At 42.9% G+C, this 25,785-nt stretch carries 21 protein-coding genes and 4 pseudogenes; 15 read left to right on the top strand and 10 right to left on the bottom strand.

Going from position 1 to position 25,785, the window contains the following annotated elements; genetic code table 11:
• Positions 1-168 precede the first annotated feature (168 nt).
• The 6 genes and pseudogenes from rpoB (at position 169) to tuf (ending at position 12,136) form a co-directional block, all read left to right on the top strand.
• Positions 169-3,684 (top strand): annotated as a pseudogene (rpoB, locus tag G4D76_RS06975) (DNA-directed RNA polymerase subunit beta).
• Positions 3,685-3,743: 59 nt separating this feature from the next.
• Complete coding sequence (rpoC, locus tag G4D76_RS06970; protein ID WP_026860141.1) at positions 3,744-7,364, top strand: DNA-directed RNA polymerase subunit beta'; 3,621 nt, start codon at positions 3,744-3,746, stop codon at positions 7,362-7,364.
• 361 nt (positions 7,365-7,725) lie between these two features.
• On the top strand, positions 7,726-8,145 hold the full coding sequence (gene rpsL / locus G4D76_RS06965) for a 30S ribosomal protein S12 (RefSeq protein ID WP_026860142.1): 420 nt from the start codon (positions 7,726-7,728) through the stop codon (positions 8,143-8,145).
• Positions 8,146-8,213: 68 nt separating this feature from the next.
• Entirely contained in the window at positions 8,214-8,684 is a 471-nt protein-coding gene (rpsG, locus tag G4D76_RS06960; protein ID WP_026860143.1) for a 30S ribosomal protein S7, read from the top strand.
• A 59-nt stretch (positions 8,685-8,743) separates the two neighbouring features.
• Positions 8,744-10,825, top strand: coding sequence for an elongation factor G (gene fusA / locus G4D76_RS06955; protein ID WP_026860144.1), 2,082 nt, complete (start codon positions 8,744-8,746; stop codon positions 10,823-10,825).
• A gap of 126 nt (positions 10,826-10,951) precedes the next feature.
• Positions 10,952-12,136: an elongation factor Tu gene (tuf, locus tag G4D76_RS06950; protein ID WP_026860145.1), complete on the top strand. Its 1,185-nt coding sequence runs from the start codon at positions 10,952-10,954 to the stop codon at positions 12,134-12,136.
• A 74-nt stretch (positions 12,137-12,210) separates the two neighbouring features.
• On the opposite strand, the gene G4D76_RS06945 is transcribed toward tuf, so the two are convergent.
• The 6 genes and pseudogenes from G4D76_RS06945 to G4D76_RS06920 all read right to left on the bottom strand — a co-directional run bounded on the left by G4D76_RS06945 (position 12,211) and on the right by G4D76_RS06920 (position 15,658).
• Complete coding sequence (locus G4D76_RS06945) at positions 12,211-12,549, bottom strand: M20/M25/M40 family metallo-hydrolase (protein ID WP_371814662.1); 339 nt, start codon at positions 12,547-12,549, stop codon at positions 12,211-12,213.
• Between the two features lie 13 nt (positions 12,550-12,562).
• Positions 12,563-12,841, bottom strand: coding sequence for a peptidase dimerization domain-containing protein (locus G4D76_RS06940; protein ID WP_213810927.1), 279 nt, complete (start codon positions 12,839-12,841; stop codon positions 12,563-12,565).
• Positions 12,816-13,049, bottom strand: coding sequence for a M20/M25/M40 family metallo-hydrolase (locus G4D76_RS06935; RefSeq protein ID WP_213810926.1), 234 nt, complete (start codon positions 13,047-13,049; stop codon positions 12,816-12,818). The genes G4D76_RS06940 and G4D76_RS06935 overlap by 26 nt, the downstream gene beginning before the upstream one ends.
• Positions 13,050-13,076: 27 nt before the next feature.
• Positions 13,077-13,271 (bottom strand): hypothetical protein, encoded by a 195-nt coding sequence (locus tag G4D76_RS06930; protein ID WP_213810925.1) that lies wholly within the window; start codon positions 13,269-13,271, stop codon positions 13,077-13,079.
• Positions 13,272-13,361: 90 nt separating this feature from the next.
• The gene (locus G4D76_RS06925; protein WP_026860147.1) at positions 13,362-14,549 is read right to left on the bottom strand and encodes an amidohydrolase; all 1,188 of its coding nucleotides are present in this window, start codon (positions 14,547-14,549) and stop codon (positions 13,362-13,364) included.
• Positions 14,550-14,630: 81 nt separating this feature from the next.
• Positions 14,631-15,658 (bottom strand): annotated as a pseudogene (locus tag G4D76_RS06920) (M20 family metallopeptidase).
• Positions 15,659-15,846: 188 nt separating this feature from the next.
• Here G4D76_RS06920 and G4D76_RS06915 point away from each other — a divergent pair.
• The 5 genes and pseudogenes from G4D76_RS06915 to G4D76_RS06895 all read left to right on the top strand — a co-directional run bounded on the left by G4D76_RS06915 (position 15,847) and on the right by G4D76_RS06895 (position 20,539).
• A pseudogene (locus G4D76_RS06915) lies at positions 15,847-17,052 on the top strand (glycine C-acetyltransferase).
• 32 nt (positions 17,053-17,084) lie between these two features.
• The gene (locus G4D76_RS06910; RefSeq protein ID WP_026860150.1) at positions 17,085-18,041 is read left to right on the top strand and encodes an NAD-dependent epimerase/dehydratase family protein; all 957 of its coding nucleotides are present in this window, start codon (positions 17,085-17,087) and stop codon (positions 18,039-18,041) included.
• Positions 18,042-18,075: 34 nt separating this feature from the next.
• On the top strand, positions 18,076-18,774 hold the full coding sequence (locus tag G4D76_RS06905; protein ID WP_213810924.1) for an HAD family hydrolase: 699 nt from the start codon (positions 18,076-18,078) through the stop codon (positions 18,772-18,774).
• A complete protein-coding gene (gene tadA / locus G4D76_RS06900; protein ID WP_213810923.1) occupies positions 18,767-19,309 on the top strand; it encodes a tRNA adenosine(34) deaminase TadA in 543 nt (180 codons plus the stop codon). The genes G4D76_RS06905 and tadA overlap by 8 nt, the downstream gene beginning before the upstream one ends.
• Positions 19,310-19,555: 246 nt before the next feature.
• Positions 19,556-20,539 (top strand): nuclease-related domain-containing protein, encoded by a 984-nt coding sequence (locus G4D76_RS06895; RefSeq protein WP_213810922.1) that lies wholly within the window; start codon positions 19,556-19,558, stop codon positions 20,537-20,539.
• A 361-nt stretch (positions 20,540-20,900) separates the two neighbouring features.
• On the opposite strand, the pseudogene folE2 reads toward G4D76_RS06895, so the two are convergent.
• From folE2 to thiD, 4 genes and pseudogenes are all read right to left on the bottom strand, one after another.
• Positions 20,901-21,778, bottom strand: a pseudogene (gene folE2 / locus G4D76_RS06890) (GTP cyclohydrolase FolE2).
• Between the two features lie 12 nt (positions 21,779-21,790).
• On the bottom strand, positions 21,791-22,465 hold the full coding sequence (gene bshB2, locus G4D76_RS06885; RefSeq protein ID WP_213810921.1) for a bacillithiol biosynthesis deacetylase BshB2: 675 nt from the start codon (positions 22,463-22,465) through the stop codon (positions 21,791-21,793).
• 9 nt (positions 22,466-22,474) lie between these two features.
• Complete coding sequence (locus G4D76_RS06880; RefSeq protein WP_213811007.1) at positions 22,475-22,837, bottom strand: DUF1806 family protein; 363 nt, start codon at positions 22,835-22,837, stop codon at positions 22,475-22,477.
• 68 nt (positions 22,838-22,905) lie between these two features.
• Positions 22,906-23,739 carry a bifunctional hydroxymethylpyrimidine kinase/phosphomethylpyrimidine kinase gene (gene thiD / locus G4D76_RS06875; protein ID WP_213810920.1) on the bottom strand — a complete coding sequence of 278 codons (834 nt, stop codon included), beginning with the start codon at positions 23,737-23,739 and terminating at the stop codon, positions 22,906-22,908.
• Positions 23,740-23,859: 120 nt separating this feature from the next.
• Between thiD and G4D76_RS06870 the strand changes: the two genes are divergently transcribed.
• From G4D76_RS06870 to G4D76_RS06855, 4 genes are read left to right on the top strand one after another with little or no spacing between them, the layout of a single operon-like run.
• Positions 23,860-24,525 carry a uracil-DNA glycosylase gene (locus G4D76_RS06870; RefSeq protein ID WP_213810919.1) on the top strand — a complete coding sequence of 222 codons (666 nt, stop codon included), beginning with the start codon at positions 23,860-23,862 and terminating at the stop codon, positions 24,523-24,525.
• On the top strand, positions 24,518-24,763 hold the full coding sequence (locus G4D76_RS06865) for a hypothetical protein (protein ID WP_026858939.1): 246 nt from the start codon (positions 24,518-24,520) through the stop codon (positions 24,761-24,763). Before G4D76_RS06870 ends, G4D76_RS06865 begins: the two co-directional genes overlap by 8 nt.
• 18 nt (positions 24,764-24,781) lie before the next feature.
• The gene (locus tag G4D76_RS16815; RefSeq protein WP_026858938.1) at positions 24,782-25,048 is read left to right on the top strand and encodes a DUF423 domain-containing protein; all 267 of its coding nucleotides are present in this window, start codon (positions 24,782-24,784) and stop codon (positions 25,046-25,048) included.
• A gap of 19 nt (positions 25,049-25,067) precedes the next feature.
• Positions 25,068-25,430 carry a DUF423 domain-containing protein gene (locus tag G4D76_RS06855; RefSeq protein WP_213810918.1) on the top strand — a complete coding sequence of 121 codons (363 nt, stop codon included), beginning with the start codon at positions 25,068-25,070 and terminating at the stop codon, positions 25,428-25,430.
• Positions 25,431-25,785 lie beyond the last annotated feature (355 nt).

The raw sequence follows: 25,785 nt of genomic DNA, 5'->3' as shown, positions 1-25,785 counted from the left end.
TAAGTATGTACTTTTCTGTGCAGCTGTTGAATGGCGCATTTTATACGAATGTCCAGTTTAATAGGAAATGGAGTTGAATACGATTCCGTTTTCTTTTGTCTTTTGGACTGTTCCGCTGTTAAGCGTCCATTATAGTTTACGCAAATATTATTAGGGGTGAATCTGTCGATGAGTCAATTGATTCAGTATGGAAGACATGCACAACGTAGAAGTTATGCGCGTATCGAAGAGAAGTTAGAATTACCTAACTTAATTGAGATTCAGACGAAATCGTACGAGTGGTTCTTAGAAACCGGTCTAATCGAAATGTTTAAAGATATTTCTCCAGTAGAAGATTTTACAGGGAATATGTCTTTAGAGTTTGTCGATTATAAGCTCGGCGAGCCGAAGTATAACGAGGAAGAAGCGAAAGATCACGATTCAACTTACTCAGCACCGCTGAGAGTGAAAGTTCGCTTAGTCATCAAAGAAACCGGCGAAGTTAAAGAGCAGGACGTATTTATGGGAGATTTCCCATTGATGACCGATACAGGTACTTTTATTATTAATGGAGCAGAGCGCGTAATCGTATCTCAATTAGTAAGAAGCCCGTCTGTATATTTCTCTGAGAAGTTCGACAAGAATGGTAAATTGAACTTCGGAGCAACAGTCATCCCTAACCGTGGCGCATGGTTAGAATATGAAATCGACGCAAAAGATGTCGTATATGTCAGAATTGACCGCACACGTAAATTGCCGATGACGGTATTATTACGTGCGTTAGGCTTTGCAACTGACGAAGAAATCATCAACCTTCTTGGCGATAACGAATATCTTCGTAATACGCTTGAGAAAGATGCGACGGAAACAGTCGACCAGGCCCTGTTAGAAATTTACGAAAGATTGCGTCCAGGCGAACCGCCAACAGTAGAAAATGCACGTAATTTATTATATTCGAGGTTCTTTGATCCGAAACGTTACGATCTGGCAAATGTCGGACGCTACAAGATGAATAAGAAGCTTCATCTGCAAAACCGTCTCTTCAACCAAGTGCTAACAGAACCGATTGTCGACTCAGAGACAGGTGAAATTATTGCTGAAGCAGGATCAACGATCGACCGCCGTACTCTGGATTCGATTATGGAACAGCTTGAAACAACAGCAAACCTGCAAACTTATCACCTTGAACAGGGTCTTTTAGACGAGCCTGTTGAAATTCAATCGGTGAAAGTGAAGTCACGTAACAACGAAGAGCATTCAACGACAGTAATCGGCAATGCCTTCCCTGATGTGGAAGTTAAATCGATCACACCTTCAGATATTATATCTTCAATGAGTTATTTCTTTAACTTATTAGAAGGTGTCGGCTTTACAGATGATATCGACCACCTTGGTAACCGTCGTCTGCGTTCAGTCGGTGAATTGCTGCAAAACCAATTCCGTATCGGTGTTTCCCGTATGGAGCGTGTTGTACGTGAAAGAATGTCTATTCAGGACACTGAAACAGTAACACCGCAGCAACTGATTAATATCCGTCCGGTCATTGCATCTATTAAAGAGTTCTTCGGTAGCTCGCAATTATCACAGTTCATGGACCAGACGAACCCGCTCGCAGAATTGACGCACAAACGTCGTCTTTCAGCATTAGGGCCCGGCGGTTTAACTCGTGAACGTGCCGGCATGGAAGTACGTGACGTTCACTATTCTCACTACGGACGCATGTGCCCGATTGAAACTCCTGAGGGGCCGAACATCGGACTGATTAACACGCTGTCGAGTTATGCACGTGTTAACGACTTCGGTTTTATCGAAACTCCGTATAGAAAAGTGGACCCTGAAACGAATAAAGTAACGAATCAAATCGATTACTTAACAGCTGACGAAGAAGACAGCTATGTCGTTGCACAGGCAAACGCTGTTCTCGGTGAAGATGGCGCATTCCTCGACGAGGAAGTTATCTGCCGGTTCCGCGGAAACAACACACAGATGCAGCGCGATCGTATGGACTACATGGATGTATCGCCTAAGCAGGTAGTATCTGCTGCGACAGCTTGTATTCCATTCCTTGAGAACGATGACTCTAACCGTGCACTTATGGGTGCGAACATGCAGCGTCAGGCAGTTCCATTATAAACCCTGAATCACCGTTTATCGGTACAGGTATGGAACATGTGTCTGCCCGCGACTCAGGTGCTGCTGTAGTATCCCGCTACAGAGGGCGCGTTGAACATGTTGAAGCAAAAAAATTCATGTTCGCCGTATTGAAGATAAAAACGGTAAAGATGTAGAAACAGAAAAAGATGTTTACAGAATGTCTAAATTCGTGCGTTCAAACGCAGGGACATGTTATAACCAAAAACCGATTATTACTGAAGGCGATATCGTTACAAAAGGTGAAATATTAGCTGATGGTCCTTCTATGGACAACGGTGAAATGGCGCTTGGACGTAACCTTGTTGTCGGCTTCATGACTTGGGACGGTTATAACTATGAGGATGCTGTAATTATGAGTGAACGTCTTGTGAAACAGGATGTATACACTTCAATTCATATTGAAGAATACGAATCTGAATCAAGAGATACTAAACTCGGACCTGAAGAAATTACACGTGATATTCCAAACGTTTCTGACAGCGCACTTAAGAAGCTGGACGACCGCGGAATTGTTCACATCGGTGCTGAAGTTATCGACGGCGATATTCTTGTCGGTAAAGTAACGCCTAAAGGTGTGACGGAATTAACAGCAGAAGAACGTCTGCTGCATGCAATCTTCGGAGAAAAAGCTCGTGAAGTTAGAGATACTTCACTGCGTGTTCCTCACGGAGCAGGCGGAATCGTGCTTGACGTTAAAGTCTTTAACCGTGAAGACGGAGATGAATTATCACCTGGTGTGAACCAGCTTGTACGCGTTTATATCGTTCAGAAGAGAAAGATCTCTGAAGGAGATAAAATGTGTGGGCGCCACGGTAACAAAGGTGTTATTTCGAAAATTTTACCAGAAGAAGATATGCCTTACATGCCTGATGGCACGCCAATTGACATCATGCTTAACCCGCTCGGAGTTCCATCTCGTATGAACATCGGTCAGGTGCTTGAACTGCACCTCGGTATGGCGGCACGTGCAATGGGCTTAAGAATGGCATCTCCTGTATTTGATGGAGCGAAGAAGATGTGTGGTCTACAATGGAAGAAGCTGGACTGGCACGCGACGGTAAGACGGTATTATACGACGGACGTTCAGGCGAACCGTTTGAAAACCGTATTTCTGTCGGTGTAATGTACATGCTTAAACTTGCACACATGGTTGACGATAAACTTCACGCAAGAAGTACTGGACCATATTCACTAGTAACGCAGCAGCAGCCGCTTGGTGGTAAAGCGCAATTCGGTGGACAGCGTTTTGGTGAGATGGAAGTATGGGCACTTGAAGCATATGGTGCTGCATACACATTACAAGAAATTCTAACAGTTAAATCCGATGATACTGTCGGACGTGTGAAAACATACGAAGCGATTGTTAAAGGCGAAAACCTGCCGAAACCAGGCGTTCCTGAGTCATTCAGAGTATTGATGAAAGAACTTCAAAGTTTAGGCCTTGACGTAAGTATCATGGATGAAAACGACGAAGAAATTGAATTGCGCGATACAGAAGATGATGATAGAAAGCCAACCGACTCAATCGGACAACGTAACTGCTTCAGCTAAAAATGAAAATGTTACTGAGTAATGTGCTGAGCTGAGAAAACTTTAGGGAGGAAAGCTCATTGATAGATGTTAATAGATTTAAATATATGAAAATTGGTTTAGCGTCACCCGAAAAAATTCGTTCATGGTCTTTCGGTGAAGTGAAGAAACCGGAAACGATCAACTACAGAACATTAAAACCGGAACGTGATGGTTTATTCTGTGAGAAGATTTTCGGACCAACTAAAGACTGGGAATGTAGCTGTGGTAAATACAAACGTGTCAGATATAAAGGCATGGTTTGTGACCGCTGCGGAGTTGAAGTTACACGCGCTAAAGTAAGACGTGAAAGAATGGGGCATATTGAACTTGCTGCTCCTGTAACTCACATTTGGTATTTCAAAGGAATCCCGTCACGTATGGGTCTTCTTTTAGATATGTCACCCCGTTCACTTGAAGAAATTATCTATTTCGCATCTTACGCTGTAATTAAGCCGGGACCTACAGGTCTCGAGCCTAAACAGCTGCTGAGCGAACGTGAATACCGTGAGTATTACGATAAATTCGGTAATACTTTCACAGCGAAAATGGGTGCTGAAGCAATTAAAGATTTGCTTAACCAAATTGACTTGAATGCAGAACTTGAACAGCTTAGAAAAGAACTGGAAACAGCGACAGGACAACGTCTGACTCGTGCGATCAAACGCCTTGAAGTGGTTGAAGCATTCCGTCATTCAGGAAATGATCCAACATGGATGATTCTCGATGTGCTGCCGATTATTCCACCGGAAATCCGTCCTATGGTACAGCTTGACGGCGGACGTTTTGCTACGAGTGATATGAACGACTTATACCGTCGTGTTATTAACCGTAACAACCGTCTAAAACGCCTTCTTGATTTAGGCGCTCCCGGAATTATAGTCCAAAATGAAAAACGTATGCTGCAGGAAGCTGTAGATGCGCTTATCGATAACGGACGCCGCGGCCGTCCTGTTACAGGACCGGGTAACCGTCCGCTTAAATCACTGTCTCACATGCTTAAAGGAAAACAGGGACGTTTCCGTCAAAACCTTCTTGGTAAACGTGTTGACTATTCAGGGCGTTCGGTAATCGTTGTTGGACCAAGCTTGAAAATGTATCAGTGCGGTCTGCCGAAAGAAATGGCATTGGAACTGTTTAAGCCTTTCGTTATGAAGGAGCTTGTCTCACGCGACTTAGCAACTAACATTAAAAATGCCAAAGGTAAGATTGAGCGTATGGAAAATGAAGTATGGGATGTTCTGGAAGATGTTATTTCCGAGCACCCGGTACTGTTAAACCGTGCACCAACACTTCACCGTCTTGGTATCCAGGCTTTCGAAGCTAAATTAGTGGAAGGCCGTGCAATCCGTCTTCACCCGTTAGTTACAACAGCGTATAACGCTGACTTTGACGGTGACCAGATGGCGGTACACGTTCCTTTATCTAAAGAAGCACAGGCTGAAGCGCGTATGCTGATGCTCGCTGCTCAAAACATTCTTAACCCTAAAGATGGCAAGCCGGTAGTTACTCCGTCACAGGATATGGTACTTGGTAACTACTACTTAACACTTGAGCGCGAAGACATGAAGAACGAAGGACATATCTTCAAGAGTATCGATGAAGTTGTGATGGCTTACCAAAATGGTTATACATCACTTCATACACGTATCGGACTTCATACACAGCCATTGTCTGAAGAAAAAGTTTCAGCAGAAAACAAAGGTAAATTATTAATGACGACTGTCGGTAAAGTGATATTTAACCAGATCATGCCGCCGTCATTCCCATATATTAACGAACCTACACGCGAAAACTTAGAGCGTAAAACGCCAAATAAATATTTCATCGATGGTAAAGACTTAGGTGAAGAAGGTTTAGCTGGAAAAATCCAGGAAATGCCTCTTGTTGCTCCATTCGACAAGAAATACCTTGGACAGATTATCGCTGAAGTCTTCAACAAGTTCCACATTACAGAAACATCTGTAATGCTTGACCTGATGAAAGATTTAGGTTTCAAATACTCCGCGAAAGCCGGTATTACGGTAGGAGTTGCAGATATCGTTGTACTTCCTGAAAAACAGGTCATCATCGACGATACTGAAGAGAAAGTTGAAAGAGTTCAAAAGCAGTTCTCACGCGGTTTAATTACTGAAGAAGAACGTTACAATGCTGTTATTGAACTTTGGACAAAAGCTAAAGATATCATCCAGGAAAAACTGATGGCATCACTGCACCGTCTGAATCCGATCTTTATGATGAGTGACTCAGGTGCCCGTGGTAACGCGTCAAACTTTACGCAGCTTGCTGGTATGCGCGGACTTATGGCCAACCCGTCAGGTGAGATCATCGAGCTTCCAATCAAATCAAGTTTCCGTGAAGGACTGACAGTACTTGAGTACTTTATTTCAACTCACGGTGCGCGTAAAGGTCTTGCCGATACAGCACTGAAAACTGCTGACTCGGGTTACTTGACACGCCGTCTTGTTGATGTCGCTCAGGATGTTATCGTAAGAGACGAAGATTGTGGTACGGATAAAGGACTGCATGTTTCTGCACTGACAGAAGGTTCAGAACTTATCGAACCGCTTATCGACCGTTTAGAAGGCCGTTATGTTAAAGAAACAGTTAGACATCCGGAAACAAATGAAGTAATACTTGGCAGTAATGAGCTTATTACGCCGGATATTGCTAAAGAAATCGTAAACAGCGGACTTGAAGAAGTTTATATCCGTTCAGCATTTACATGTAATACACGTCATGGTGTATGTGAACGCTGTTATGGTAAAAATCTTGCGACTGGTGAAAAAGTTGAGGTTGGCGAAGCAGTTGGTACAATTGCCGCTCAATCAATTGGTGAGCCGGGTACACAGCTTACAATGCGTACATTCCACACAGGTGGTGTAGCAGGTAGCGATATTACACAAGGTTTACCGCGTATCCAGGAATTATTTGAAGCGCGTAATCCGAAAGGACAGGCGCAGATTTCAGAAATTCACGGTACGGTAACGGATATTGAAGTCGTTAAAGACCGTCAGCAGGAAGTTAAAGTTAAAGGTGAGCACGAAACGCGTACTTATATGGTACCGGGAGCTGCACGCCTGCTGGTTGAAATTGGCGACAAAGTCGGTCCGGGTGAAGTATTAAACGAAGGTTCAATCGAACCTAAACAGCTGCTTCAAGTAGCTGGATTAAATACGACACAGGAATATCTGCTTAAAGAAGTGCAGAAAGTATACCGCATGCAAGGGGTAGAAATCGGCGATAAACACGTTGAGGTTATGGTTCGTCAAATGCTGCGTAAAGTACGCATTATCGATGCCGGAGACACTTCATTATTACCAGGTGCTTTAGTAGAGATTCATACGTTTACTGACGCTAACAAAGAAATATTCAAGAAGAGAAAACGTCCGGCAACAGCAAAACCGGTACTGCTTGGTATTACGAAAGCATCTCTTGAAACTGAAAGCTTCTTGTCAGCTGCCAGCTTCCAGGAGACAACTCGTGTACTGACAGATGCAGCGATTAAAGGGAAACGCGATGATCTTCTCGGTCTTAAAGAGAACGTTATTATCGGTAAACTTATCCCTGCAGGTACAGGAATGCCTAAGTATAAAGACGTAGAAATAGATGTAGCTGAAAAAGCAGTATCAGAAGATGAAGTAGTTCTTTTAGAAGACTAATTTTAACGGGCGATATTGATAAGAGGAAAACATGCATTTATGGGTCAAATGTATGTGCCAGAGCCGCTCCGTAACAGGGGCGGTTTCTTTATAAAAACTTCATGTTTATAATAGCCATGAAGAGATATTTATGTTAATCTTTTTATGTCTTGGCGATATTAATTTTTATATCGGGAATGCTTGACACGAAAGTTGCCGCGATGGTATTATAGTTAAGGTTACTTTATGAGGGACTTTGCGCCCGGTCATAAAGGAGACAAAGTGTATTTTATGTAAGATTTAGATCTTACAGATTTTTTATACTCTAAAAATGAACCACCTGGATGTGTGGATTAAGAAAACGAGAGGAGGATATTCGATTATGCCAACTATTAATCAGTTGATCAGAAAGTCACGCAGTACTAAATCAAAAAAATCTGCATCGCCTGCATTGAACAGAGGTTTTAACAGTCTTAAGAAACGCGTTACTACTGACGCTGCGCCACAAAAACGCGGTGTTTGTACACGTGTAGGTACTATGACTCCTAAAAAACCAAACTCTGCTCTACGTAAATATGCACGTGTAAGATTATCAAATAACATTGAAGTGAACGCGTATATTCCTGGGATTGGTCACAACCTGCAAGAACATAGTGTTGTACTTATCCGCGGAGGACGAGTTAAAGACTTACCGGGGGTACGTTATCACGTAGTTCGTGGTGCGCTTGATACTTCAGGTGTTGAAGGACGCAGACAAAGCCGTTCACATTACGGTGCTAAAAAACCTAAAGGCGACAAGTAAAATTCAGTCACTTTAGACTAACAAGAAAATTTTAAAAAATGAAAATAAAAATTGGAAGGAGGATAATTATGCCACGTAAAGGTCCAGTACCAAAAAGAGATGTATTGCCGGATCCTATTCACAACTCTAAGCTTGTGACTAAACTCATCAACAAGATGATGATCGACGGTAAACGAGGAACTTCGCAAAAAATTCTTTATAACGCATTTGATCTAGTACAAGAACGCTCTGGTAAAGATGCTATGGAGGTTTTTGACGAAGCAATTGAAAACATTATGCCACTTCTTGAAGTTAAAGCACGCCGTGTTGGTGGGTCAAACTACCAAGTTCCGGTTGAAGTTCGTCCAGAACGACGTACTACTCTCAGCTTACGTTGGCTTGTGAACTACGCACGTCTGCGTGGGGAAAAGACAATGGAAGAAAGATTAGCTAACGAAATTCTTGATGCTGCAAACAACACAGGTGGAGCAGTTAAGAAACGCGAAGAAAGTCATAAAATGGCTGAAGCTAACAGAGCATTTGCACACTACCGCTGGTAGGATGCTTTGTCCTTTAGTATTTAAATCTAATCCATACCTGGAAGGAGAAAAGAATACTCATGGCAAGACCATTCACTTTAGAAAATACTCGTAATATCGGTATCATGGCTCACATCGATGCAGGTAAAACTACGACTACTGAACGTATTCTTTATTACACAGGACGTATCCACAAACTTGGTGAAACGCACGAAGGTGCTTCACAAATGGACTGGATGGAGCAGGAGCAGGAACGTGGAATCACGATCACATCTGCTGCAACAACAGCCGAGTGGGACGGACACCGTGTAAACATTATCGATACACCTGGACACGTAGACTTCACTGTTGAAGTTGAGCGTTCATTACGTGTACTTGATAGTGCGGTTACTGTACTTGATGCACAATCAGGTGTTGAGCCACAAACAGAAACAGTATGGCGTCAAGCGACAACATACGGCGTTCCAAGACTTGTATTCGTAAACAAGATGGACAAAATTGGTGCTGACTTCCAGTATTCAGTAGGTACTATCAGAGATCGTTTACAAGCAAATACACACCCGCTGCAAATTCCAATTGGTGCTGAAGATGATTTCTCAGGAATCATTGATCTTGTAGAAATGAAAGCTCATCTTTACGGAAACGATTTAGGAACTGATATTGAAACAGTTGAAATTCCTGAAGAGCACATGGAAAGAGCTGTAGAAGCAAGAGAAGCTCTAATCGAAGGTTTAGCTGACGTTAATGAAAACGTTATGGAAAAATACCTCGGTGGAGAAGAATTCTCTGTTGAAGAACTTAAAGCAGCAATTCGTAAAGCGACTTGTGATGTTGAGTTCTACCCAGCATTATGCGGTACTGCATTTAAAAACAAAGGTGTTCAATTACTGCTTGACGCAGTAGTGGACTATCTTCCATCTCCATTAGACGTTAAACCTATTGTTGGTCATAAAGTCGATAATGAAGAAGAAGAATATATTGCAAAACCAGATGATTCTGAGCCGTTTGCAGCATTAGCGTTTAAAGTAATGACAGATCCATTCGTTGGTAAACTTACTTTCTTCCGCGTGTACTCAGGTACACTTGATGCTGGTTCTTACGTCCAGAATACTACTAAAGGCAAACGTGAACGTGTTGGTCGTATCTTACAGATGCACGCTAACTCACGTGAAGAAATCTCAACCGTTTATTCGGGTGATATCGCTGCTGCAGTAGGTCTTAAAGACACTGGTACAGGTGACACTCTTACACAAGAGAAACTTAACGTAATCCTTGAGTCTATGGAATTCCCTGAACCGGTTATTCACTTATCGGTTGAGCCGAAGTCTAAAGGCGACCAGGATAAGTTAACGACTGCACTTGTTAAATTACAAGAAGAAGATCCGACGTTCACTGCCCGTACTGACCAGGAAACTGGCCAGGTTATTATCGGCGGTATGGGTGAGCTTCACCTGGACGTACTTGTTGACCGCATGAAACGTGAATTCAAAGTTGAATGTAACGTTGGTGCGCCAATGGTATCTTACCGTGAAACGTTTACAGTGCCTGCTAAGGTACAAGGTAAATTCGCCCGCCAATCTGGTGGACGCGGTCAGTTCGGTGACGTTCACATTGAATTTACTCCAAACGAACAAGGTGCTGGTTTCGAATTCGAAAACGGTATCGTCGGCGGGGTAGTACCACGTGAATATATTCCATCCGTAGAAGCTGGACTTAGAGATTCAATGGAAAACGGTGTACTTGCCGGCTATCCATTAGTTGACGTTAAGGCTAGACTTTACGATGGTTCATACCACGATGTCGATTCATCTGAGATGGCGTTTAAAGTCGCTGCATCACTTGCACTGAAAGAAGCTGCTAAAGTTTGTAAAGCAGTTCTTCTAGAGCCGATGATGAAAGTTGAAATCGTTATGCCTGAAGAATATTTAGGTGATATCATGGGTGACGTTACAAGCCGTCGCGGACGTGTAGAAGGTATGAACGCTCGCGGTAACGCTCAAGTCGTTAATGCATTCGTTCCACTTTCTGAAATGTTCGGATACGCAACATCATTACGTTCAAACACTCAAGGTCGCGGTACTTATTCAATGGTATTCGACCACTACGAGCAGGTTCCTAAATCAGTATCTGAAGAAATCATCAAGAAAAATACAGGTGCTTAATTCATATACTTGATTTTTTAGAATAAATGCTATATAAGTGTTGTAAGAAAGACTTCGAGACGGGTATATCCCGTTTTCGAATTTTAAATAAAAAATAATGTTCTATATAAGGAGAGGTATTTTACAATGGGTAAAGAAAAATTTGACCGTTCTAAAACGCATGCCAACATTGGTACTATTGGTCACGTTGACCACGGTAAAACAACTTTAACAGCTGCTATTGCGACTGTATTATCTAAACACGGTGGCGGAGAAGCACAAAGCTACGACATGGTAGACAACGCACCTGAAGAAAAAGAGCGTGGTATTACAATTAACACGTCTCACATCGAGTACGAAACTGAAAAACGTCACTACGCACACGTAGACTGCCCAGGACACGCTGACTATGTTAAAAACATGATCACTGGTGCTGCACAAATGGACGGCGGAATCTTAGTAGTATCTGCTGCTGATGGCCCAATGCCACAAACTCGTGAGCACATCCTGCTTTCACGTAACGTAGGTGTACCTGCACTTGTTGTATTCTTAAACAAAGTTGACATGGTAGACGACGAAGAATTACTTGAATTAGTTGAAATGGAAGTTCGTGAATTACTTTCTGAGTATGACTTCCCTGGCGACGACCTTCCAGTAATCTCTGGTTCAGCTCTTAAAGCTCTTGAAGGCGACGAAGAGTACGAACAAAAAATTCTTGATCTTATGGACGCTGTTGACGAGTACATCCCTACTCCGGAACGCGATTCTGACAAGCCATTCATGATGCCTGTTGAGGATGTATTCTCAATCACTGGCCGTGGTACTGTTGCTACAGGACGTGTTGAGCGTGGACAAGTTAAAGTCGGCGAAGAAATCGAAATCATCGGTATCACTGAATCTAAGAAAACAACTGTTACAGGTGTAGAAATGTTCCGTAAGCTTCTTGATTACGCTGAAGCTGGTGACAACATCGGTGCTCTTTTACGTGGTGTTGCACGTGAAGACATCCAGCGTGGACAGGTTTTAGCTGCTCCAGGATCAATCACACCGCACACAGACTTCACTGCTGATGTTTATGTGCTTTCAAAAGAAGAGGGTGGACGTCACACTCCATTCTTCACTAACTACCGCCCGCAGTTCTACTTCCGTACAACGGACGTAACTGGCGTATGTAACTTACCAGAAGGAACTGAAATGGTTATGCCTGGTGACAACATTGAAATGACAGTAGAACTTATTTCACCAATCGCTATTGAAGACGGTACTCGTTTCTCAATCCGCGAAGGTGGACGTACTGTAGGATCAGGCGTTGTAACTTCAATCCAAAAATAATAATTTTGAATTGTTATAACTATAATAAAAGAGCTGAGATTTTATCTCAGCTCTTTTTTTGTTTATTTTTAATGTTATCTTTTATCGAAATTTACAACTGCTTTCAAGAGAGTTTCAACGCCGGTCTTCATGCCGTCCTCATCGATATCGAACATCGGATGATGATGCGGGATATCAGCTTTTTTCTCGCTGTTGCTGACACCGGTGTAGAAATAGCAGCCCGGTTTTTCCTGGATAAAGTAGGAGAAATCTTCTCCGCCCATTGCAGGACCGACTTCTTCAACACCTGAAACGAATGCCGCATCTTCCCTGACGTTATCAACAACGTAGTCGAGAAGGGCGTGATCGTTTTTCATTGACGGATAGCCGTACATAATTTCAAGGTCAGCATTAACATTGAAACTTGCACTGATGCCTAAGCTCTGTTCAAGACGCTTGGCTACTATATCTTACTTCCTGTGTATAAGTTCTGAATGTGCCTTTAAGCTCGGCCTTGGGAATAACATTAAATACTGTCCCGGCATTATATGCGCCGAGTGTCACTACTGCTGAATCCAGAGGACTCACAGAACGGGACACAATTGTCTGTATTTGCTGAATCAGTGACGCAGAGGCGATAATCGGGTCATGAGTGACCTGCGGTGTCGCACCATGGCCGCCGAGTCCGTTTACAGTGATTTTAAACGAGTCTGCGTTCGCATACATAGATATCGTAGTTATATTTAATCGTTCCGACCGGGAATTTAGTTGAAACGTGAGTACCGAATACATAATCAACGTTTGCGAGCGCACCGTCTTCAATCATTGCTTTCGCACCGCCGGCAGCAGCTTCAGCATGCTGATGTAAGAATACAACGTTGACCGGCAATTCTTCTTTATGAGCCGATAAAATTTTAGCCATCGTAATCAGCATAGCTGTATGTGCGTCGTCCGCTGCAGATTACGGGAGTTTTTGATTTGTACGGAACGTCTTTTTCATCGTGAATCGGCAGTGCAAAAAATCCGCACGCAGTGCCACCGTGTCAAAATCGTCATTGACCTGCAGGCGTGCAACGATACCATTACCTCCGACATCCTGCCTGATATCCAGACCGAGATCTTTTATCTGGTCGTAAATCCATTTTTTTGTATTCATTTCCTGGAAGGATATTCAGGATGCTGATGCTATATCTGCGAAGTTCCACCATAGAATCATAGTGTTCATTTATTAGTTGTTTTATATCCATTATCGGGACTCCTTTTCTAAATATGTAAATACAGATTCCAGCATAACGTTTACTGCGTTGACCATCCCTTTTTCATCGATATCAAAGTGGGCGTGGTGGTGAGGGAAATCTGCTTTAAAACTTGAGTTTTTAACACCTGTATAAAAGAATGTGCCCGGAACACGCTGCAGATAATAAGAAAAATCTTCGCCGCCGAGGTCCGGTTCAAGTCTGATTGTTTCATTAACAGTCGAAATTCTGCCGGCACTTTCGACAACGATATCGGTCATTTCATCATCGTTGACTACAGGCGGGTAGCCTTTCATATAATCGAGGGTATACGAGACGCGGGTCGTTGTAACGAGCCCTTCAAGCGTCCGGTTGAGTTCTTTAATCATCAGGTCCTGCATGTCGTGATTAAATGTGCGGATTGTTCCGCCGATCGTCACTTCATCCGGAATAACATTATGCTGATTGCCGGCATTGAACATCGTTATTGATAACACGACAGAATCCATTGCATTCGTGCGTCTTGTCACAGCGTACTGAAGCTGATTGCAGAGCGCAATGCCTGCGGCGACGGGATCGATTGTGTCATGCGGACGTGAGGCGTGGCCGCCCCGGCCTTTTAAAGTAATTGTAAAGTCATCGGGTATCCCCGTTGCTGTACCGTACTTATAGCCGATCTTGCCGACGTCTAAAGACGTTGAGACGTGCTGGCCGAAAATAGCGTCTACGCCGTCGAGACAGCCGTCTGCAATCATTTGAATTGCGCCGCCCGGATCAACTTCTTCTGCGTGCTGATGAATAAAGACGATATTGCCTTTCAGTTCCTCCTTCATACCGCTTAAAATCTTAGCGGCAGTAAGTACAATTGCTGTATGAGCATCGTGACCGCAAGCATGCATCACACCGGGAACTGTTGATTTATAAGGTGTATCTTTTAAATCCTGAATCGGCAGTGCGTCGAAATCTGCTCTTAGTGCGACTGTCGGCAGCGACTCATCAATAATCAGTCTGCCGACCACGCCGCGCCCGCCGACGCCTTCTTGTACTTCGATGCCTAGACTGCGCAGGTAATCTGCGATATAAGCAGGGGTATGAATTTCCTTAAACGACAGCTCAGGATACATGTGCAGATGTCTGCGCAGCTGCACCATTTCGCCGAACTGTTTATTCACGGCTGATTCAATTGACTTTACATCCATTTAATCACCGCTTCTTTTTCTAAGATTTTCATAAACATCATCAGTGCGGTTTCCATTGCATCTTCATCGATATCAAACATATCAGTATGGTGTGCAGGTGTTTTTCTTGTCCTCGTTCCCTGTACCCGTATAGAAAAACGCACCGGGCTTATCTAAAATATAATAAGAGAAATCCTCACCGATCATTAAAGGATCTGCTTCTTTAAAAGGCAGGCCGAGATCTTTTGCGGCTTCTTCAATTACCTGAGCTTCTTCTTCGTGATTTATTACAGCGGGGTAGCCGAATGTATATTTCATATCGGCAGTCGCACCGCGTTTTTTAGTAGTGTATTCCACTTCGTTTTTAAATATTTCATATATTTTTTCTTTTACTTCCTGTTTGAAAGTGCGTACGGTGCCGATGATTTTAACAGTATCGGGAATAACATTGAACGCATCTCCGCCGCGCACACTGCCGACAGTAACGACAGCATTTTCAATCGGTGAAATCTGACGGGATACTGCAGTCTGCAGGTTGGTAATCAGTTCTGCAGCGATGACAATTGGATCGACCGTTAAATCGGGATAAGCGGCATGTCCGCCGGAACCTTGGAGCGTAATGTAGAAACCGTCGGGGCTTGCTATCATTGCGCCTGGAGTTGTCTGAACTTCATGCGTATCAAACTGGCTCCAGTAATGCTGACCGTATACTTTATCGACACCTTCGAGGGCATTGTCCTCAACCATAGCCTTGGCCCTCCCGGCTGTTCTTCTTCACCGTACTGGAAGATAAAGGATACAGTACCGCTTAAATTGTCCTTATTAGCCACCACAGCGTCCACAAGACCTAAAAGGGTACTCGTATGACCATCGTGACCGCAAGCGTGCATAGCCCCGGGATTTTGAGATTTATAAGGGACATCTTTTTGGTCTTCAATCGGGAGTGCGTCAAAATCAGCGCGCACAGCAATATGCGGGCTGCCTGAGCCAATAGAAGCAACGATACCGGCACCTTCGTTTTCATCGTTTCTGCCGACGTTTTCACGAATGTTTAATTCAGGATGCTGCTTCAGCTTACCTAAAATAAACTGGTACGTTTCTTTCTCTGTAAATGATACTTCCGGATGCATGTGCATATGTCTTCTGTTTGTAACCATCTCGGGAAGTTTTGCTGCTGCGATATCTTTATGCTCATGATTGAACCTCCATAACTATTTTCTATCATATATCAGAGCGCGCCCCAGTTAAAATATAATCGCTCAAAAGTGAGAAATACAACAATATAAACTATTGGATATCGTTCAAAGAAAGCGCTTATATGATAAAATACAAAGTAGGAGGGGAGTATAGTCACTTAGAAACAGTTCTCGAACTTAGGTATTTGAAAGACAACGGCTTATACAATGAAAATAGATGTAGTAGAAGGCGCAAACGGTCCTGAAATTCCAGTAGCTGGCAAGAGCTTAATTAACTATCTTCGAATAACTATTAGTATTGCTACGGATGAAAAATAAAAGCAGCAGCAATAGAAGCAATTAAATCACATGGTGTCGGTGCGGGTGCCGTACGTACAATCAACGGTACACTGGATCTTCACGTGGAACTGGAAAACAAGCTTGCAGAATTCAAAGGGACTGAAGCAGCAGTTGCTTTCCAATCAGGTTTCAACTGTAATATGGCAGCAATTCAAGGTGTCATGAATAAAGAAGATGCGATTTTATCTGATGAATTAAACCATGCGTCAATTATCGACGGGTGCCGTTTATCTAGAGCTAAAATTATCCGTGTAAACCATTCTGATATGGATGATCTCCGTGCCAAAGCAAAAGAAGCAGTGGAATCAGGGCTCTATAAAAAAGTAATGTACATCACAGACGGTGTATTCTCAATGGACGGCGATGTTGCGAAACTTCCTGAAATCGTCGAGATCGCAAAAGAATTCGACTTAATCACATATGTCGATGACGCGCACGGTTCAGGTGTAATGGGCAAAGGGGCCGGCACAGTTAAACATTTCGGTCTTGAAAAAGAAATCGATCTTCAAATGGGTACTTTATCGAAAGCAATCGGTGTTGTCGGCGGTTATGTTGCCGGGTCACAGGATTTAATCGATTACCTGAAAGTTGCAGCGCGTCCATTTTTATTCTCGACGTCGTTAACGCCGGGGGATACGAAAGCAATTACTGAAGCGGTTAAAACTTTAATGGCTTCAACTGAACTGCACGATAAACTTTGGGAAAACGGTGATTATCTTAAAGCCGGTCTGAAAGATTTAGGCTTTGAAATCGGCAAGTCAGAAACACCGATTACACCTTGTATTATTGGTGACGAGAAAAAAGCTCAGGAATTTTCAAAACGTCTGAAAGAAGAAGGCGTCTATGCAAAATCAATCGTCTTCCCGACAGTGCCTAAAGGTACGGGACGCGTAAGAAACATGCCGACAGCGGCGCACACGAAAGAAATGCTCGACAAAGCGCTTGAAATTTACGCTAAAGTCGGCCGTGAAATGGGAATTATTAACTAAAACATAAACTTTTCGAATAAGGGGAAACAATCATGGAACGAATTATAGTTACAGGGGCGCTCGGGCAAATTGGGACAGAGTTAACCGTTAAATTAAGAGAAATTTATGGTGAGGACAACGTTCTGCCGACTGATATTAAAGAACCTGTGAATTCACCGCTTGAAGGCAAGGCCTTCGAAATTTTAGATGTTACAGACTACAAAGCAATGGAACAGACGGCAAAAGAATTTAAGGCGGACACAATTATGCACCTGGCAGCACTGCTTAGTGCAACATGTGAAAAAGATCCGATGCTTGCATGGAATATTAATATGGGCGGGCTGGTTAACGCACTTGAAACAGCACGCACTCTTAATATGCAGTTCTTTACACCAAGTTCCATCGGTGCATTTGGTCCGGAGACGCCGAAAGTAAATACACCGCAGACGACAATTCAGCGTCCGACAACGATCTACGGTGTCAATAAAGTATCGGGAGAACTACTGTGCGATTACTACTTTGAGAAATTCGGCGTGGACACGCGCGGCGTACGTTTTCCAGGTTTAATCTCACACGTAAGAGAACCAGGCGGCGGCACGACGGACTATGCTGTAGAAATTTACTTCGAAGCGGTTAAAAACGGCAAGTACACTTCATTTATCGGCAAAGATACGTTTATGGACATGATGTACATGGACGACGCGATTCAAGCGATTATTGACCTGATGGAAGTGGATGGAGAGAAACTCGAAAACCGTAATGCGTTTAATGTCACGAATATGAGTCTGGAGCCGGAAATGGTGGCAGCATCAATCCGCCGTCATTATCCTGACTTCAAACTTGACTACGACGTTGATCCTGTCAGACAAGGCATTGCAGAGAGCTGGCCGGACAGCATTGATGCATCCGAAGCAAAACGCCAGTGGGACTTTACAGCAACTTTTGATTTGGACAAGATGACTGATACAATGATAGAAGCGATACAGGAGAAGAACCAGGCGGGAATTTAAGTAAATGTCCCGTCCGGTTCGTGGAGGGTGACTAATGGACCGTATACTTTTATACGATAAGGATGGGACACTGTTAGATTTTCATAAGCTGTGGACACCATATGCTAAAAAAAGCATAGATGCGTTTGTCGAAGATTTTAAGGCACATGACATAAAATCGGAAGTTGCCGAGGCGCTGGGCTATATCGACGGAGAAATTAAAGCGAACTCGACAGTTGCTTCAGGAACCGGCAGCGATATCCATAAAGTATTTGAATCGTTCAAAGAGGGCGGCGGAGAATGGGCGAAGGATTTTTACGAATCCAATCTCCAGATGCTAGCTGACGATATGGAGCTCATCGATGGTGTTAAAACTGTGCTTCAGCATGGTTTAAATAACGGCTATAAAAACGTAATTGTCACGAGCGACAGCAGGGACTCGACACTGAGATTTGTTGAAAAGTTCGAGCTCGAGCCGTACATATTTGACGTGATTTGCGGCGATGACAACGACTATTACAAACCGCAATTCGGTTTTATTAAAGACTTTATCGATAAACACCAATATGCAGTTGAAAATCTCGTAATGATCGGTGACAATGCTGCTGATACAATGCTCGGCTACGATGAAGGTTTGTACACTATCGGTGTGAGCGGTACCGGACAGCTCGAACATTTAAACGGTGCCGATCAGATTGTCGACAGCATAACAGACTTATACGATGCGGATGGGAAGTTTCTTCTCGATGCATGAAATATTTATGAAAGCTGCGATTGAAGAAGCAAAAAAAGCAGAAGCATTGGGCGAAGTGCCCATCGGCGCAGTTGTCGTGAAAGACGGAGAAATTATCAGCCGGGCGCATAACCTCAGGGAAACTACACAGGATCCCGTAACCCATGCAGAACTGCTCGCTATCCAGGCAGCAGCAGAAGCGGTCGGTTCATTCCGGCTGGAAGACTGCACACTATACGTCACGCTGGAACCATGTGTCATGTGCTCCGGCGCGATAATAATGTCGCGGGTGCCGCTGGTAGTCTACGGCGCGCCGGACCCTAAAGGCGGCACCGTCGACAGTCTGATGAACCTGTTGGACGAACCGCGCTTTAACCACCGCGCGGATGTGGTGAGCGGGGTGCTCGAGGAAGAATGCCGTGCGATGCTTAAGACTTTTTTCAAGAACTTGAGATTACGAGCTAAACAAAAAAGAACTCCCTTTCGGGACCGTGATAAGCGGACTCGGAGGGGAATTTTTTTGGCGTTTGGGCAGATTTTTGGTGTGGTCGTATGAGCGGGATTACGCACAGCATCCGCTTCATCTTATAGCACCCTAATCTTTTAATATATCAAGTATCTATAAATATTTATATACAAATCGGAGAAATTCAACATCCATTAAAATCCAAAAGTAACCACGTTTGTGTAATATTACCGCCAGTTTTACAAAAATTGATTTAAAGTAACTTTTTTAAAAAAAATGCCATTTTCTCGTATATATAGGATAAGAGGTACTTTTTATATTAAAGGAGGAACTTAAATGTTTTTAAATAAACGAAGTATGCCGCTTGAGCTTTTATATTACAATTCACTGTCTTTTAGAAAAGAGCTCAGCAAACAGGAGAAACACGAAAAAGAAATGATAAAGAAAGGTTATGAAGGAGAGTGTCAGTATGATCAGATTTTAGATGAAGTTGGTCACGAGAATATTTATGTGATTAGAGATGTTTATCTTAAGATAGGAAATACAGATACTCAATATGATACGATAATCATTTCTGAAAACAGGGTGGTTATTAATGAAATTAAAAATTATACGGGAGATTACCGGTATGAGAGTAACAGGTGGTTCAGAAATAATAAACCAATTAATGATAATGCCTTCGCACAGCTGGACAGAGCTAAAGGGAAATTAATGAATTTGATGGATGATGCGGACTTACACGTAAAAGTGGAAGCGGCATTAATATTTACAAGTGATGATTTCAGATTAACTTCTGAAGATCAGCGTATTTGGCAAGAAACAATTGTGCGTAATAATTTAAGGAAGTATCTTCGACAATTTTACAATGAGAGACTTGAAAATAAAGCTAAAAGTATAGCTAACACGATTAGAAATTCTGTAGTGGATAATACTTATTTTGAGAAGACTGCAGATATTAACCAGCTGCGACGAGGTCTATATTGCGGTGAATGCGGCAACTTTAATCTGATAAAGAAACGATTCCAGTTTATTTGTGCGGAGTGTGAAACTATAGAAAGTCATGATTCACATTTACTTCGCGCCATGCATGACTATAAATATTTGTTTTATAATCAACCAATGACTCAGCGTATTTTCACTTATCTAATCAACGATGAAGTTAATAAAAGTACAATTTATCGTTTTTTTCAAAAACACTGTCATATAAATAAAAAGGGTAATTATACGACCTATACTTTGAAGTATCATAATTTGGAAGAAGCGTTGAAGATTAATCGTAAAACACAGCGTTATAAAGATAGATTAGTGAAGAACAGGTAGAGTGTACAAGAAGATTTGAGTGGGAATTAGCCTAGGAATTCGATGAATGTCTGTCATAGAAACCCGCAGCGTTTAGGAATTCGATGAATGTCTGTCATAGAAACCCGCAGCGTTTAGGAATTCGATGAATGTCTGTCATAGAAACCCGCAGCGTTTAGGAATTCGATGAATGTCTGTCATAGAAACCCGCAGCGTTTAGGAATTCAATGAATATCTGTCATAGAAATCCGCAGCGTTTAGGAATTCGATGAATGTCTGTCATAGAAACCCGCAGCGTTTAGGAATTCGATGAATGTCTGTCATAGAAATTCGGCCAACCCCAACAAAAAAACCGAAACTCAAAGGTTTCGGTCTCCAATAGTTATTTCTGATATTTCAAACGGCTGAATGCGTCGTGCTGGTGGATACTTTCTTCGTTGCGGCATTCGAGTTCGAAGCCTTTAACCCAGTCGAGTTCGACTAAGTCGTATGCAACTAGACGGATCAGATCTTCGACGAAGCGGGGTTTTCATATGCGCGTTCTGTAACCATTTTCTCGTCTGTGCGTTTTAAAATCGGATAGAGCTGACTTGATGCATTGATTTCGAGTACTTCGTATAGGTCTTCTTTATACGTTGCAGGAAGTTCAACACTGTCATCAATATCGATTAAAACTTTAACGTTGCCGCGCTGGTTGTGTGCGCTGTATTCACTGATTTCTTTTGAGCATGGGCACAGTGTAGTCACTTGTGCTGTCATACCGAATTGTTTGCGTGTAAATGATTCGCCGTCAAATGCTGCTGAGTAAATGACATCTGCATTAGCTACAGCATTTAATCCTGTACCTGGTGATGGTTTGTTAAAGAACCATTTGCCGTCGACAGTCAATTCTGCTGAGTTTTGTTTCATGCGGTCACGGAGTTTCGACAGGAGTTCTTTTAGTGTACCGAAGTCGAGCGGTACACCGCCGTTATTTACAGTTTCCAATGATTCGATTAAACGGCTCATGTTGATGCCCTTTTCATCTTTTTCGAGGCTGGTTGCCAGCTCGAAATTCCCGACTGACTGAAAATCACCGATAACTACAGGGTAAGTTAAATTATTAATGCCGACAGAGTCGACTTCAAAAAGGAAGTCTTTACGTGAGTTTTGTAAATCTGCCATATCTTCTTTATTTTTTGGTTTAATGCCTTCAACAGGATCTACTGAACCAAAATGTTTAAAACGACCTTCTCGCGTCGTCAAGTCAAATTCTTCCATTTATAATGCTCCTTAGTCAATTTCGTAACTGTAAAAGTTCTCGTATCTCATCCATCGGTTCCTTGCATCATCGCCCTGCTGTGTATCTGCCGCAAGGTCTTCGAGCAATTTTCCGGTTTGTGAACGATGGGCTGCCATGACATCCAGTTTCCGTTCTGTAAAGCCGTCAATATCAATAACGATATCCGGTTCACCGAGATCATCGAAAGTACGGTTATCAAACGCGACGAGCTGAAGCGCCGGACGTTTATCCTTAGGCATATCGGCCAGTGATTCTATAACAGCATCTGCAGTGGCCTCGTGATCGGGGTGCACTGAGTAGCCTGGATAGAATGTAATAATTCGCGTTGGTGCAAGTTCATCGATTAAATCGGTAATAACGCCTTTCAGTTTACCATGTTCTTCGAATTCGAGTGTTTTATCTCTGAAGCCGAGCAGGCGGAGATCGTCAATGCCCATAATGCGGGCTGATTCTTCGACTTCGGCTTTGCGGATAGAATGCAGCGATTCGCGTGTTGCAAACGGCGGGTAACCAAGGTTACGGCCCATATCGCCAAATGTCAGACATGCATAAGTGACAGGCACTTTTTTCTCTCTGTATTTCATTATTGTTCCGCTGACACCGAATGCCTCATCATCGGGGTGAGGGAAAACAACAAGAACGTGATTTTCCTGTGAAAAATCCATGTGATCCTCCTACTTAAAGAATGGTTGTGTTGAAATTTCCAGTGCTGAAGCGAGTTTGCCCTCAGCATTAAAGCCGTGCATGATAAACTCCCCGTTGTCGCCTTCAATATAATGCGTTAAACCGAGCACATAAATCCAGCCGCCATTGGCGAGCTTTAAGCCGACACGGTGCTCTTTTGAGCGGTTGCCGCCGCGGATAGTCGCATGAATGAATTCCACTTGAATATTGCGGAGAAATGTACCGGCATTAAAGACATTATCATCTAAATGACTGGCATACATGCCGCTTGTAATTTCAACGTGCAGGTAGACGGGTGTATTTTCGTACGCTGTTAAGACTTTTTGGACATCCTGCTTTACTATTTTCTTCATTTCCATGAATAGAAAACTCCTATAATCATAATATCGGTCACACATTAAAAGAGATAGCAAGCTATCTCTTAGTTCAATACTTTATCTACAACTTCGATTTTTTCGACTGAATTATACGCACCATGTCTGACAACACCGACATGCTCGTTCATCTGCCAGCCATTTTTAATTGCGCTGGTAACGAAAGCCTTCGCCAGCTGAACAGCTTCAAGCGGTTCCTTGCCATTGGCGAGGTTAGCTGCGATCGATGCGGCGAATGTACAGCCTGCACCGTGGTTAAATGCAGTATCGAATTTCTTAGATTCAAGAAGATGAAGTTCACTGCCATCGTAAAAAACGTCGATAGCCGAATCGCCTTCGATGCCCGTGCCGCCTTTAACGACAACGTTGTTTGCACCTTTAGCGTGAATTAATTTAGCCGCTTTTTTAATTTCATCAAGCGTGCGAGGTGTTTTAACGCCCGCAAGGTGACCTGCTTCAACTAAGTTCGGCGTAACGACTGTTGCATGCGGAATCAGGTTTTCAATCATTGATTCAACAAGCCCCGGGTTTAAAACTTCATCGTCACCTTTACAGACCATGACCGGGTCAACGACGAAATGTTTCGCGTTTGAGTTTAAAAATGCTTCCTTTGAAAGTTCTACAACTTCTTCTGAAGGCAGCATGCCCGTTTTAATTACATCGGGATTTAAAGATAATGCTGTTTCGAGCTGATTTTTAACATCTTCTATTGGGATTGGGCTCACGCGGTGAGACCAGGTTGAAGGTTCCATTGATACTACAGTTGTTAATACACTGAAGCCGTATGTTTCGTGCTCCTGGAAAGCCTTTAAATCTGCTGCGATTCCAGCGCCTCCGCTCACATCTGTACCGGCTATAGTTAATGTTCTTGCAAGTGTCATAATATTGCCCCCTAATTCTACTGATAGATATTGTCATTTTACTATAATCAGCCGTGTAATTCTAGAGCATTGCTTACAACGATGATATAATGAAATTTCAGTATGGAGGTGTGTTAAAAAATGGCTCATTTAAACTGGGAAGAAATCTTCCGGGATATTACAAATAATCACGATTTTACAACGATGAGACAGACGTTAAATGAACGCTACAGAAAAGGTGAAGTGTATCCTCCTGAAGAAGAGGTGTACACTGCATTTAAATTAACGCCGTTCAACGGCATTAAAGTGGTAGTTTTAGGTCAGGATCCGTATCACGGCAAAGGGCAGTCGCACGGACTCGCATTTTCAGTAAATGAAGGTATTAAAATCCCGCCGTCACTAAGAAACATATATAAGGAACTTGAAAGCGACCTCGGTGTTGTCAGAACGACTGGCAATTTGTCGGACTGGGCGCGGGAGGGGGTCCTCCTGTTAAACACAGTGCTTACCGTTGATGCAGGTGATGCGAACTCGCACCGGGGACTTGGCTGGGAACAGTTTACGGATGATATTATCCGCACGATTTCTGAAAATCACGAACATGTGGTTTTTATCTTGTGGGGAAAACCGGCACAGCAGAAAATTAAATTAATCGATACAGATAAGCATAAAGTTATTACGTCGGTACATCCGAGTCCTTTATCATCTTACAGAGGCTTCTTCGGATCAAAACCGTTCAGCCAGACAAATGACTACCTGGAGTCGGTCGGACGCGGAGCAATAGATTGGAGCGAACAGCATGAATAAGCGGATTGCTGCGGAATTAAAAAACGAACTGAGCTTTATAGAAGCGGGCATCGATGTGGAAAAGCATGCATATGCGATGCAGAGGCTGCTTGAGCTGCTGTCAGATTCACAGAATGAAGACTCGGTGCCTGAGGCCGCTAAATTAGAAGGAAATGTGACAATACACCGTACGCCTATTGCAAAAACTGCGGCAGACGAGGATGATGGCGGTAACGGCAAAGATATTTTTGATTTTTAATGGAGGTCGTCTCACCTAATGTTATTATTCATCATCGTTGGTACAGTGTTTTTCGTTCTTTCTTTTGTGTTCGGCATTTATAGAAAAAAACTGCGGGAAGAGCATATAAAAACGTGGAATAAAGCGTTGAAATATATGAGGTATACTTCACTGGCGCTAATTATTGCAGGGCTTTTGTATGTGCCCGAAGTGCAAATCTTAAAGTTCGGCGGATGGTTGTTTATTTTCAGTCTTATACTGTATTCAAGTTCGCTGTATCTTATTTTTATTAAAAACAGAGAGTAAAGCGGGGTAAATTAATCACATGAAATTATTTATTATATTAGGCGCAGTCAATGCATTTATCGCAGTCGCATGCGGCGCATTCGGTGCGCATTTACTGGAAGGCAAACTGAGTGAACACTACCTTGGTGTTTGGGAAACTGCAGTGAAGTATCAGTTTTATCATGCACTTGGACTCATCGCGATTGGCATTTTAATTCAGGTCACAGGCGCACAGTTCCTAGTTGCAGCCGGATGGTTCATGACAGCAGGGATTGTCTTCTTTACGGGATCACTTATGGTGCTGGCATTCTCAGGCATCTCAATTCTCGGTGCAGTAACACCGATTGGAGTAATGTTCCTGATCAGCTGGGCACTTGTTATTATCGGAATCGCAAAATTATAGTATTTATTCGTGAAGCCGGGACAAATTGTCCCGGCTTTTTTGTTTGGAGTGAAGTCTGTGATCGGAAAATCTATGAAGAAGTTTCATAGGAATCCGTAAAGTTTAGAAAATCTATGAAGAGATTTCATAGGAATCCGTGGGGTTTAGAAAATCTATGAAGAGATTGCATAGGAATCCGTAAAGTTTAGAAAATCTATGAAGAAGTTTCATAGGAATCCGTGAGGTTTGGAAGATCTATGAAGAAGTTTCATAGGAATCCGTGGGGTTTGGAAGATCGATGAAGAGGTTTCATAGGAATCCGCAGAGTTTAGAAAATCTATCAAGAGGTTTCATAGGAATCCGAATTCTTTATCGC

Source organism: Jeotgalicoccus sp. WY2 (assembly GCF_018437745.1).
Lineage (GTDB): Bacteria > Bacillota > Bacilli > Staphylococcales > Salinicoccaceae > Jeotgalicoccus > Jeotgalicoccus psychrophilus.
This window is presented reverse-complemented; position numbering and strand designations above follow the sequence as displayed.

Coding starts and splice junctions, on each gene's coding strand:
- G4D76_RS06930 (WP_213810925.1), bottom strand. CDS start 13,271: ATGAATACAAAAAAATGGATTTACGACCAGATAAAAGATCTCGGTCTG.
- G4D76_RS06935 (WP_213810926.1), bottom strand. CDS start 13,049: ATGCTGATTACGATGGCTAAAATTTTATCGGCTCATAAAGAAGAATTG.
- tuf (WP_026860145.1), top strand. CDS start 10,952: ATGGGTAAAGAAAAATTTGACCGTTCTAAAACGCATGCCAACATTGGT.
- G4D76_RS06940 (WP_213810927.1), bottom strand. CDS start 12,841: ATGTATGCGAACGCAGACTCGTTTAAAATCACTGTAAACGGACTCGGC.
- bshB2 (WP_213810921.1), bottom strand. CDS start 22,465: ATGGATTTTTCACAGGAAAATCACGTTCTTGTTGTTTTCCCTCACCCC.
- G4D76_RS06905 (WP_213810924.1), top strand. CDS start 18,076: ATGGACCGTATACTTTTATACGATAAGGATGGGACACTGTTAGATTTT.
- G4D76_RS16815 (WP_026858938.1), top strand. CDS start 24,782: ATGTTATTATTCATCATCGTTGGTACAGTGTTTTTCGTTCTTTCTTTT.
- G4D76_RS06880 (WP_213811007.1), bottom strand. CDS start 22,837: ATGAAGAAAATAGTAAAGCAGGATGTCCAAAAAGTCTTAACAGCGTAC.
- tadA (WP_213810923.1), top strand. CDS start 18,767: ATGCATGAAATATTTATGAAAGCTGCGATTGAAGAAGCAAAAAAAGCA.
- rpsG (WP_026860143.1), top strand. CDS start 8,214: ATGCCACGTAAAGGTCCAGTACCAAAAAGAGATGTATTGCCGGATCCT.
- G4D76_RS06910 (WP_026860150.1), top strand. CDS start 17,085: ATGGAACGAATTATAGTTACAGGGGCGCTCGGGCAAATTGGGACAGAG.
- thiD (WP_213810920.1), bottom strand. CDS start 23,739: ATGACACTTGCAAGAACATTAACTATAGCCGGTACAGATGTGAGCGGA.
- G4D76_RS06895 (WP_213810922.1), top strand. CDS start 19,556: ATGTTTTTAAATAAACGAAGTATGCCGCTTGAGCTTTTATATTACAAT.
- G4D76_RS06870 (WP_213810919.1), top strand. CDS start 23,860: ATGGCTCATTTAAACTGGGAAGAAATCTTCCGGGATATTACAAATAAT.
- rpsL (WP_026860142.1), top strand. CDS start 7,726: ATGCCAACTATTAATCAGTTGATCAGAAAGTCACGCAGTACTAAATCA.
- G4D76_RS06925 (WP_026860147.1), bottom strand. CDS start 14,549: ATGGATGTAAAGTCAATTGAATCAGCCGTGAATAAACAGTTCGGCGAA.
- G4D76_RS06865 (WP_026858939.1), top strand. CDS start 24,518: ATGAATAAGCGGATTGCTGCGGAATTAAAAAACGAACTGAGCTTTATA.
- fusA (WP_026860144.1), top strand. CDS start 8,744: ATGGCAAGACCATTCACTTTAGAAAATACTCGTAATATCGGTATCATG.
- G4D76_RS06855 (WP_213810918.1), top strand. CDS start 25,068: ATGAAATTATTTATTATATTAGGCGCAGTCAATGCATTTATCGCAGTC.